The organism is Burkholderia seminalis DSM 23518, assembly GCF_902832885.1.
GTDB classification, from domain to species: Bacteria; Pseudomonadota; Gammaproteobacteria; order Burkholderiales; family Burkholderiaceae; genus Burkholderia; species Burkholderia seminalis.
Genome location: NZ_CADFDK010000033.1, coordinates 1 through 10,766 on the forward strand (window position 1 = coordinate 1; position 10,766 = coordinate 10,766).

The 10,766-nt window shown below is 61.1% G+C and carries 6 protein-coding genes and 2 pseudogenes; all 8 read left to right on the forward strand.

The features are described 5' to 3' along the window. Positions 1-954 precede the first annotated feature (954 nt). The 8 genes and pseudogenes from HWX00_RS36375 to tssH all read left to right on the forward strand — a co-directional run bounded on the left by HWX00_RS36375 (position 955) and on the right by tssH (position 10,692). A complete protein-coding gene (locus tag HWX00_RS36375; protein ID WP_175029352.1) occupies positions 955-1,863 on the forward strand; it encodes a type VI secretion system protein TssA in 909 nt (302 codons plus the stop codon). Positions 1,864-1,893: 30 nt separating this feature from the next. Next, on the forward strand, positions 1,894-2,445 hold the full coding sequence (gene tssB / locus HWX00_RS36380; protein ID WP_226194373.1) for a type VI secretion system contractile sheath small subunit: 552 nt from the start codon (positions 1,894-1,896) through the stop codon (positions 2,443-2,445). 2 nt (positions 2,446-2,447) lie between these two features. After that, on the forward strand, positions 2,448-3,950 hold the full coding sequence (gene tssC / locus HWX00_RS36385) for a type VI secretion system contractile sheath large subunit (RefSeq protein WP_175029353.1): 1,503 nt from the start codon (positions 2,448-2,450) through the stop codon (positions 3,948-3,950). A gap of 150 nt (positions 3,951-4,100) precedes the next feature. Further along, the gene (locus HWX00_RS36390) at positions 4,101-4,628 is read left to right on the forward strand and encodes an Hcp family type VI secretion system effector (RefSeq protein WP_059970683.1); all 528 of its coding nucleotides are present in this window, start codon (positions 4,101-4,103) and stop codon (positions 4,626-4,628) included. Between the two features lie 74 nt (positions 4,629-4,702). Beyond that, positions 4,703-5,131: a GPW/gp25 family protein gene (locus tag HWX00_RS36395; RefSeq protein WP_175029350.1), complete on the forward strand. Its 429-nt coding sequence runs from the start codon at positions 4,703-4,705 to the stop codon at positions 5,129-5,131. 16 nt (positions 5,132-5,147) lie between these two features. Further along, positions 5,148-7,011: pseudogene (tssF, locus tag HWX00_RS36400) on the forward strand (type VI secretion system baseplate subunit TssF). A 53-nt stretch (positions 7,012-7,064) separates the two neighbouring features. Continuing rightward, positions 7,065-7,993: pseudogene (locus HWX00_RS36405) on the forward strand (type VI secretion system baseplate subunit TssG). Further along, complete coding sequence (gene tssH, locus HWX00_RS36410; protein ID WP_175029351.1) at positions 7,990-10,692, forward strand: type VI secretion system ATPase TssH; 2,703 nt, start codon at positions 7,990-7,992, stop codon at positions 10,690-10,692. Before HWX00_RS36405 ends, tssH begins: the two are co-directional and overlap by 4 nt. Positions 10,693-10,766 lie beyond the last annotated feature (74 nt).

Sequence of the window (10,766 nt, forward strand, 5' to 3'; positions counted from 1 at the left end):
TGCGACGTCCTGTTCGCCATGCTGCGCGACGGCACCATTTACCAACCCAAGTCAGCCCCTAACGCTTGACGAAACACATAGGGGCACCCCCCTGGATCATGACTGCGCCTGGGGGCGAGAATCATGTCGGGCCTGGCTGGCCAAAACCGCGATTATTGGGGCGCGAAGATAGTAACGTGGCGACGTAAAGTACCATTTTGTCCATTCTGCTAATTGTTGATGTTGTATTTGCTGCAGTCGAAGTGGTCAAATTAAGGGTTGGGATATTTAACCCATCCTATGGTGTGGCGTAATTATTACCGATACTTGGTTGGATTAATTATTGTGTGTTTTCAATTCAATTGGTATGGAGGGGGATGTGTGAAAAACAGATGGGTTTATGGACATAATGGTCCATTATGGCAATTTGTGTGTTAAGTGAGTACGTGTTTTCTTGAGAAAGTCAAGTTGTCGTGGTGCTGTTGGGTCTCGAAATTTTTCAGAATTTGACTTGCGTTTGATGATGGGCGTGGATTATATTCGTCGCGCAAACTAGAGTAGTTGCTCTATTGGTATGTAGATATTTCGAAGAGGTCGATTCCGAGTGGTTTGTTGATAAATGCCTCGATCCAAGCCGAATTGTTTCTAATTTGGGCGTATCCTTATTGGGTGAGGTTATTGGTTTGGGTTGTTGTCAAATCTGATAGTGCTTGTGTTGTTGTGTAATTCAAGGCGAGGGACGGGGTTTGTTGGTTGAGGGGCAAGCGACTTGACATTGCCGTTCGGTCTGATTGAAGGGGCAAGCTCGGGTGGTTGTGGGGTTGCGTGTGGACGAGGCTCCCGGGCTTTAGTCAAGCTGTGATGCCGTGAATGAGTTCTGGAATCTATTAAGTTTCGACCAGTGTTGCTTTGACTCTGAGGTAAATTGACTTGTTGCAGAGGTAAGGAGGTGGCGCTGTGGCTGTGGGTGAGTTGATGGAGAATGAGTCAGAACTCGGTGCATTGGATTTTGATGAGCGTTTCATTCAGATCAATGCGGCGATTTGTGAGTATGACTCAGTTGGGGATGCGCCCCCAAGAAAAGGTGAAAGCCCATTTCAATGGGCTTCAATTGAAAACGCTTGCGTTCTTCTTTTGAAGGAGGCAAGTGATATCAGGGTGGCGATTTGGTACTTGCGAGCCTGCATGGCTAGGCGAGGCGTTGCTGGGTTGGTCGACGGTATCAAGTGCCTTGCCGCAATCATGGTTCTTCCAACCGAGCAGATCTATCCTCGGGCCCAGTCTGACGAGTCGCCTGGTGAAATCCATGCGCTTCATCTTGGGTGGATCGCCGGCCCTCAATTCCTTCATCAGATCGGCAACGCCTTTCTCGAAGGGAAAGATGTCACGGTGAATGAGCTGGTCTGCGGAATGGTGGACTCCGCTATATGGGATCAGGCTTCTCAAGAAAGGGCGATTAATGTTATTGGAGAAATTAGGGAATCCTTAGTAATAATTGAGAGGGCATTGATTCCTGAGAAACAAGTCGTCGACATTTCCCGGGTTCTTGATCTGCTCGACAGGGCGCTTGGGGCGCTTGGTCCACGGGTTGATGCAGCGGCCGCGCCGTCTGACGGGACTTCTGCTCACAAATGCAGTGCAAGCACACGTGTTGAGGATTTCGATAGTCGATCCGTACTGTCGACGAGAGAAGAGGTGGCGATCGCGCTTGGTCACATTGTTGAGTATTTCCGTGTCCACGAGCCCGGTCATCCTGCGCCGATTTTCCTATCGCGCGTTCAGCGCATGCTCGGCGCAGGATTTGCGGATTTGCTAGCAGAGCTCTATTTAGATGGTGCAGCGCTTGCGGCCAAACTTGAAAGGCCGTCCGGTTCAGCCGAGTAAATCACATGTCTTATTGAGGAGGTGGGAGCCATGGTGCGTCAGAAGGACGGGCAGAAGTTCATCGGGGAGAGTCGGGCTCCTCGAGTGCAGATCGAGTACGACGTTGAGATCTACGGATCGCAGAAGAAGGTCGAACTTCCTTTTGTGGCAGGCGTGTTGGCGGACTTGTCTGGTGACAACGTGGAGCCGCTGGGACCGGTCGAAGATCGTCGGTTCTCCGAGATCGATGTGGAAAACTTCGATGAACGGATGTCACAGATTGCCCCTTCGCTGAGTTATCACGTGAAAAACGTCTTGACCAACGATGGGACACTGATCCCGATCGATCTCACCTTTACTTCGATGGATTCGTTTGAGCCCGCCGAAGTCGTCAAGCGGATCCCCGAGTTGTCGACCCTGCTCGAGGCGCGCAATCGCTTGAAGGAGCTGCTGACGTATATGGACGGGAAGGCTGCGGCCGAGGATCTGATTCACGAGTTGCTCAAAAATCCAAAATGGTCGAGTGAAGGAGGCGTTATCCCCGAGTCATCCACTTCAGGTGCACCTTCAGACGATCCGGCGCCGAATCAGGAGGGGAAATGAACATGCTTCCCCAAGCAGTGCCGTCAGTCGAGTCTGCCGGACGCGTCGTCGTGGATGGCGATCTGAAGGACATTCTCCGTCGTTCGTTCCGACCGAGGACGAGCGAGGCCGCCGAGGCGGTCCAAAGCGCGGTTGAAACGCTGCTTACGTACGCACGACGGAACAAGGTGGTGGTCCGGGAGGATGTTGCTCAGACGATTGAGCAGCTAGTTGCGGAATTGGATAAGAAAATTTCCGATCAACTTACGCAAGTTTTGCACAACAAGCGATTCCAGACGCTCGAGGGAGCATGGCGCGGTCTGCATTATCTCGTGTCGAATTCCGACACCAGTGAGAGCCTCAGGATTCGCTACCTGAACATCTCGAAGGCTGACCTCGCCAAGACCTTGCGGCGCTTCAAAGGCGTCGTGTGGGACCAAAGCCCCATCTTCAAGATGATATATGAGCAGGAATACGGTCAATTTGGTGGCGAGCCTTTCGGCTGCTTGATTGGGGACTATCAGTTCGACCACAGCGTACAAGACGTCTCGGTCCTGACAGAGATGTCGAAGATCGCGGCGGCCGCGCATGCTCCATTCATCGCAGCAGCTGCACCTGGGTTGCTGCAAATGGACAACTGGAACGAGTTGTCGAATCCGCGTGACGTCTCCAAGATATTCACGTCGACCGAGTACACGTTCTGGCGTCGTCTGAGAGAGAGCAATGATTCCCGGTATCTGGCGCTGACCTTGCCACGTTTTCTAGCACGCGTTCCATATGGCCCGAAGACGCATCCGGTGGAGGAGTTCGGCTTCGAAGAAAAGGTCGACCCGAATCGGGCGGAAGATTTCTGCTGGGCTAATTCCGCATATGCAATGGGTGCAAACGTTACCCGTGCGTTCAAAACCTATGGCTGGTGCACGAAGATTCGTGGCATCGAATCTGGAGGTGCGGTTGAGGTGTTACCCAAGTTCGTTCTGCCATCGCAGGATAGCGAGATCGAGTTGCATTGCCCCACAGAAATCGCGATCTCAGATCGACGTGAGCATGAATTGTCGGAGTCTGGCCTGATGCCGCTCGTGTACCGGAAAAACTCCGACACCGCCGCGTTCATTGGGGCGAAGACCGTGCATCGTCCGGCGATTTACGAAGACGACAACGCGACGGCGAACGCCAACCTGTCGTCGCGGCTGCCGTACATTTTCGCGACCTGCCGTTTCGCGCACTACCTGAAGTGCATCGTCAGGGACAAGATCGGTTCGTTCAAGTCGCGCGAGGACACGCAGCGCTGGCTCAATGACTGGCTGATGAATTACGTCGACGGTGACCCGTCCATCTCGAGCGAAACCACCAAGGCGCAGCGCCCGCTGTCGGCCGCCGAGGTGGTCGTCGACGAGATTCCGGAAAACCCGGGCTACTATCGCGCGCAATTTTTCCTGCGCCCCCATTTCCAGCTGGAGGGGTTGACCGTGTCCCTTCGACTGGTTTCGAAGCTGCCGTCGGCCAGGCAGGAATCGGGAACCTGACCGGCAACGGCCGGTCTCGGATCCCGTTCTCGCGATGGACGACGTCTTTCGAAACGTCGCGTGATGGCATCGCAGTCGATGGCGTCACGTTGAACAGCTGCATTCACGGTGGGTTTTTGAATTTGTTTAGCTAATTTAGGAGATCGAATTATGGCGAATGCTTTGGTGGATTATTTCCTGCAGATCGACGGCGTTGAAGGCGAGTCGACGGATCAGCAGTATCCGGGCCTGATCCAGATTCAGAGCTGGCAATGGGCCGAAGAAAATTCGGGCCGGTGGGGCTTCGGCAGTGGTGGTGGCGCGGGAAAGGTGGAGATGAAGGATTTCGAGTTTCGGATGGTGTCGAACAAGGCCTCGCCGAAGCTGTTCCTGATGTGCGCGACGGGCGACCACATCGCCAGCGCCAAGCTGATTTGCCGCAAGTCTGGCAAGGGGCAGCAGGAATTCCTCACGATTTCGTTCGCGAGCGGCCTGGTTTCGTCGTTCCGTACGCTCGGCAACATGCCGTTTTCGCTGCTCGGCCACGGCAGTGGCGAAGTCGATAACGTGCTGCCGACGGACGAAATCAAGATCAACTTCGCCCAGATCGAGTTCGAGTACCGCGAGCAGCGCAACGACGGCACGATGGGCGCGGTGATCAAGGCCGGCTATGACCTGAAGCTGAACGCACCGATCTAAACCGGCATGCATCTTTAATTCGAGCAGACCATGGACGTGTTTCGGCCTAGGACGGGACACGCAGGAATACGCATGTGAGCGCGCATCCACTCTATAACAAGCTGTCGAAGCGGTTCCGTCGCGACTCGCTCCAGGAAGTGGTCGGACATCACCTGGTCGAGTTGATGAACTGTGCACTGCGCGGCGGAAAACTCGGCGTCTCGGACAACAGTCCGGCCGCGTATTCGGTGCTGAACTACGGCTGCCCGCCATTGCAGGTTGCGGGCGCCACCCGGATCGATCCGGTGCATACCGCTTCGCACATAGGCGAAGTGATACGCCGTTTTGAGCCGCGTGTGGAGAGCACGCGAACCAGGGTGCAGCCGAGAAGCGGCGGCGTCAGGCAGGCACCGCAGACGGTGTACTTCGACATCTTTACAACAGCTCGCGACGATGGAGCTGAAATCAGGGTGAGCCTCGCGCTCGACTATCTGGATGGTTTTTTCAGTTTGGTCGGCGATTGATGAACGGCGAATGATCATGAGCTTCCTGGACCATTACAACGACGAACTGCGCCAGTTGCGCGATGCGGGCACGCGCTTCTCGAAGGAGCACCCGCAAGTCGCATCGGCGCTCGGCCTGCATCCGGATGCAGTGACCGATCCGTTCGTCGAGAGGTTGCTTGAAGGTGTTGCGTACCTGTCGGCGCGGGTGCAGACACGCCTCGATCGCGAATGCGCGGAATTTGCGCAGCAGGCGCTCGGGCGTGTCTGCCCTTTGTTCATGGCGGCTACGCCCGCGATTTCGACTTTTGCTTTTCATCCTGATCTGGATTCACCGGAAGCCTTTCGTGGCAGTGTGCTGCCGCGCGGCTCGCTGGTCTCGGCACGCATGCCCGGCCGCAAGCTGCCAGTCACGTTCGCAACGGCGCGCGACGTGACGCTACTGCCATTGCGGATCTCGAAGGTCGAGTGCAGCCGGAGCGTGAACGGCTTGCCTGCGCTGCTCGCGCAGCAACTTGCGTCGTCGCAGGCGGTGCTGCATTTTCGCTTCGAGCTGGAGGGTATCGCGACGGTCGGTGAATTGGGTCGCGGCGAAGCCGGTTTCGCGCCGCTGCACTTGAGCCTGGCCGGCGATCTGCCGCGGGCGTACGCACTCCATCAGGCACTGCTCGCGTCGAGCGGTGCGTGGTATGCGGTGGTGCCAACCCCGCGTGGCGATGAAGTGCTGACGCTGCCGTTGTCGGGCATCCGGATGTCCGGTATCGACGACGCCGAAGCGCTATTGCCGCCGGACTTTGGCGGGCTGCCCGGCTTGCGCGTGTTGCGTGAATACTTCGCACAGCCGACGCGGCTGCTCGGCGTCTATCTCGATGCCCTCGCACCCGTTGCCGCAGCTGACCCGTCCGCCCGATCGTTCGAATTGTTTTTCGCGCTGAAGCAGGTGCCGAACGGCCTCGTCGGCGAAGTGGACGCGCATCAGTTCCGCCTGTTCGCGACGCCGGTGATCAATTTGTATCCGAAGCGCTTCGACCCGGTGCCCTACGACCCTAATCTGACCGAGCAATGGATTCCGGTCGACCGGATGTCGCCGGCCGCCCATCACCTGTGGGGGGCTGACCGAAGTGCGCGTGTGCGAAAGCAACGGTCAGTCGCACACGGCGCGCTCGGTGCTGGAGACTGGCGGATACGAGGAGAGCGACGAGTCGATCCGCTACAGCCTGCGCCGGGAGAACGGGCTGGTTGCCGACGGCGCGCGGCGCGACCGCTCGGACCCGCTTGCGAGCCATGACCTGATTGCCGTGTCGACGTTCGACGATACCGTTGAGCTGGACGACATCGCGTCGATTGCCGGCAAGGCGCATGTGGCTGACCGAGACTGGCGGCCGTCGGCGCTGCTGGACGCCGAGCTGAGCCTGCTCGATCCGGTCGCCGTGCGGCGCATCGAATGCCTGTGGCCCGCGAGCACACCGCGCGGCATGCCGCCTGCCGACGCGTGCTGGGATGCCACATCGCACCTCGGCCAGAACCCGCTCGCGCTGCGTACCGGACAAGCACAGGACGTCACTGCGCGCGTGATCCGGCAATTGCAGCTCGCTGCCGATCGCGACGATGTGCTCGACCGGCAGCGGATCGACAGTTTGCGCTCGGTTCATCTTGGCGCGCGGTTCATCGCGGCGGGCCGTTTGACGCCGCTCGCGCTAGTGCGCGCGGCGCGCGTCGAGATCGATATCGACGAATCAGCGCACTCGGACCGCGGCGGCTGGCTGTTCGGTCGCGTGCTGGCGCAGGCGCTCGCCGAGGCCGCGACGCTCAACGACGGCATCGAGGTGGTCGTGAAGCTCGACGGCGAAGCGGCCAGCTTTCACGCGAACACGACCACGGGCGACGGGAGGCTGCAGTGAGACTGGCACGCATCAAGCGGGCACTCACGCCGAACCGCACGTTCTTCGAGCTGATGCGCCGTGTCGAGGTGCTGGAGCGCGGACGAGGGGGGCGGTGCGGCTCATGAAGCGCAGTCCGCCGTGGCTGCGTATCGAGCAGTCGGCCGAGATGCATTTCGCGAGCACGGAAGTGGCGAGCGTGCGGATCGAACAAGCCCGTCTTGTCGAGACGGACGATCACCCGCGGGTCAACATCGTCCAGCGACATTTCGGGTTGTTCGCGCCGTATGGTCCGCTGCCGCTGCACGTGACCGAGCATGCGATGGAGGAGAAGCGCTTCGAGCGCAACGCGGCGTTCGAGCGCTTCGTCAACGTCGCCTGCGGCGACCTCGCGTGGCTGCATTACCTGGCGTGGTCGTCAATGCACCCGGTGCTCGGCTACGAGCGCGCGCGCAATGCGTTCGTCGAGCGGGTTACCGCACTGGCGAACGCGAATGCGCCGGCTGGCGACGACGCCGCGACGTGCCACGCGCAGGTATGCCGGCGCGCGTTCCCGGGCGTGTATTGCGCGCCGCGCCGCTCGCTGGCTGACCTGCAGCGCATGCTGGCCCGTTACTTTCGCGTGCCGCTTCGGGTCACGCCGCGCCACGGGCGCTGGATTTCCGTGCCGCCCGCGTCTCGCGGCGGCCGGCGGCTCGGAGCATGGCGGCTCGGCGCGCGAATCTGGGATGTTCAGCACTCGATGGAGATCGTCATCGGCCCCATTGAGGCCGATGAGTTTTACCGTTGGCAACGTCGCTCGGCGGCTGCAATGGCGGTATGCGCGGTCGCGGCGGATTTCGTCGACGGAAGGATTGACCCGGTCATCAAGGTTCAGGTGCGGACGCGCCCTGAGCTGGCCGGGAAAGTTGGGCGCATGCGAATCGGCGTCGATGCGTGGTCTCGACCAAATGACGCACTGCACACTCTAACCATCTACGAATCTTTGCGGGACTCGACGTGAATCGCGAACGTATCTTCAACTGTCTAGGCCGCACCACCTATGCGGCCCTTGTCGACGCTGCGGCGCTGGGGCGGTCACGGCGGCACACCTTCATCGATCTCGATCATTGGGCGCTGTGCCTGCTGCAGCGCGATCAGAGCGATCTCGCGAAGCTGCTCGTCGAATGGGGGCATGACGTCGGCGAAGTGAAGCGCCGGCTGGAGAAGGCGCTCGATATGTTCGCCGCGGGCGGCGAGTCGCTGCAGGACATCTCTGCATCGCTCGAGCGCAGCGTCGGCCCGGCCGTGATCTGGAGCCAGGTCGCCGCACCGTCGGGCAAGGTGCGCTCCGGCCATTTGCTGCTTGCGTGGCTGGATGACGATGTCACGCGCCGCTGGCTTCAGCAGCGTATTGCGCAAGGCATCACGTCCGCGACGATCGACGAGATTGCGAAGCGCTACGAGGCGCTTGCCTCGGGTTGGCCCGAGGCGACCGAGAGCCCGTCGCAACGCGACGACGACCTGCGCGCCGACGGGGCGGCGTCAGGCGACGCGCTGGCGAAATGGGCGACCTGCCTGACGGATCAGGCGGCACGCGGCGAGTTGGACCCGGTCGTGGGTCGCGACGACGAATTGCGGACCGTGATCGACATCCTGTCGCGACGGCGCCAGAACAACCCGATCCTGGTCGGCGAGGCTGGCGTGGGCAAGACGGCCGTGGTCGAGGCGCTGGCGCAGAAGATCCACGTGGGCGTGGTGCCGCCCGGGCTACTAGGTGCGCAGGTGTGGGCGCTGGATCTGGCGCGACTGCAGGCGGGGGCGGGCGTGCGCGGTGAATTCGAGCAGCGCCTAAAGGCCGTGATGGATGCAGTGCTGGCCGCGCCGAATCCTGTGATCCTGTTCTGCGACGAGACGCATACGCTGGTCGGCGCCGGCGGCACGGCCGGAACGGGCGATGCCGCGAACCTGATCAAGCCGATGCTCGCCCGGGGCCAATTGCGGATGGTCGCGGCGACCACCTGGTCCGAATACAAGCAGTACATCGAACCGGACGCCGCGCTCGTCCGGCGTTTTCAGGCGGTGCCTGTCGAGGAACCGAGCGACACCGTTGCCGTCGATATGTTGCGCATGATCGCGCCGCGCTTCGCGGAGCACCATGGCGTCCACATCATCGATGCGGCACTGCGTAGCGCCGTCGCGCTGTCGCGCCGCTATCTGCCGGCACGACAACTGCCGGACAAGGCGATCAGCCTGCTGGACACCGCGTGTGCGCGGGTCGCGATGAGCCAGAACTGCGCGCCGGCCGAACTGGAGCGGCTCGCGCAGCAGGCACTTGCGATCGGGCAGACCCTCAGCTGGCGGGCCAACGACCGAAGGATGGGGGTGTCGACGCCGGGTGACGAAGCGGATCTGGAGGCGCAGCGAGACAGTCTCGCGCGGCAGGCCCGCACGCTCGAAGGCGTCGTCGAGACGCAGCGCGAGGAAGTGAACGCGTGGCTCGCCCGGATGCGTGCGACGTCGGCGGCGGACGTGGACGGCGACGGGGCGCTGGCAGCGCGCATCAGCGCCGATCGCCGGGTGCGGCCGTGGGTTGACGAGCACGTGATCGCCGAAGTGCTCGCGGAATGGACCGGCGTGCCGGTCACGCAGCTTGCGGAAGATGAGGCGCAGCGGATCGTGGATCTTGAGCGCTTGCTCGGCGAGTGCATTCATGGGCAGGCAGGCGGCCTGCGCTCGATCGCCTACGCGCTGCACGTGTCGCATTCCGGTCTCGGCGATCCACAGCGGCCGCTCGGCGTGATGCTGCTCGCGGGGCCGACAGGCACGGGAAAGAGCCAGGCGGCTGCGAAGCTCGCGGAACTGCTGTTCGGCGGGGACCGCAATCTCGTGCAGTTCAACATGAACGAATTCCAGGAAGCCCATACGGTATCGACGCTGAAGGGCGCGCCGCCTGGTTATGTCGGCTACGGTAAAGGGGGGCGCCTGACCGAGGCGATCCGCAAGAAGCCATACAGCGTGCTGTTGCTCGATGAGTTCGATCGCGCGCATCGGGACGTGCACGAAGTCTTCTATCAGGTGTTCGACCAGGGCTGGATGGAAGACGGTGACGGGCGTCGCATCAGCTTTCGCAACAGTTTGATCCTGCTGACCACCAATCTCGGCGATGCCGAGATCGAGGCGTCGTGCAAGGCCGATCCGGGGGTGTCGCAGGCAAAGCTCGAGGCGCTGGTGCGCGAGCGGCTGCAAGGGCGCTTTTCCGCGGCGCTGCTGGCGCGGATTCAGGTCGTCGTGTTCCGGCCGCTCGATCTCGACGCGCTGACGGGCATCGCGCATCAGGCGCTCGATGAGATTGGCCAGCGGCTTGCGCAAACCGGCCTCGGCTGGCAAGTCGACGACGATGTGGCGGGCTGGATCGCGCGGGCGGTCGCGCAGCACCCGGCCAACGGTCGAGCGGTGCGCGACATGCTGCGTCAGTACGTGATGCCCACCGTCGCGCGCGGCGTGCTGGCCGCCCGTGCGGAAAGCCGCATGCTGCGAACGGTGCGGCTGTCGGCAACCGACACGTTGTCGCTTGCGTTCGAAGATGACGACGACACGCAGGCGGACGCCGTGGCGGTGCCGGATATGGCCGAGCCGGTCGCGACCGATGACGGCGCGGCAGCGCGTGACCGGGATGCGTCGACCGACGCCGGATCGGAAGGAGAACCTGCATGCGTCTGATCGAATTGCGCAGCGACGTGCTGGACCCGGGTAGCGTCGCGCTCGCGTTGACGGTTCACGAAAACCTCTCGCAG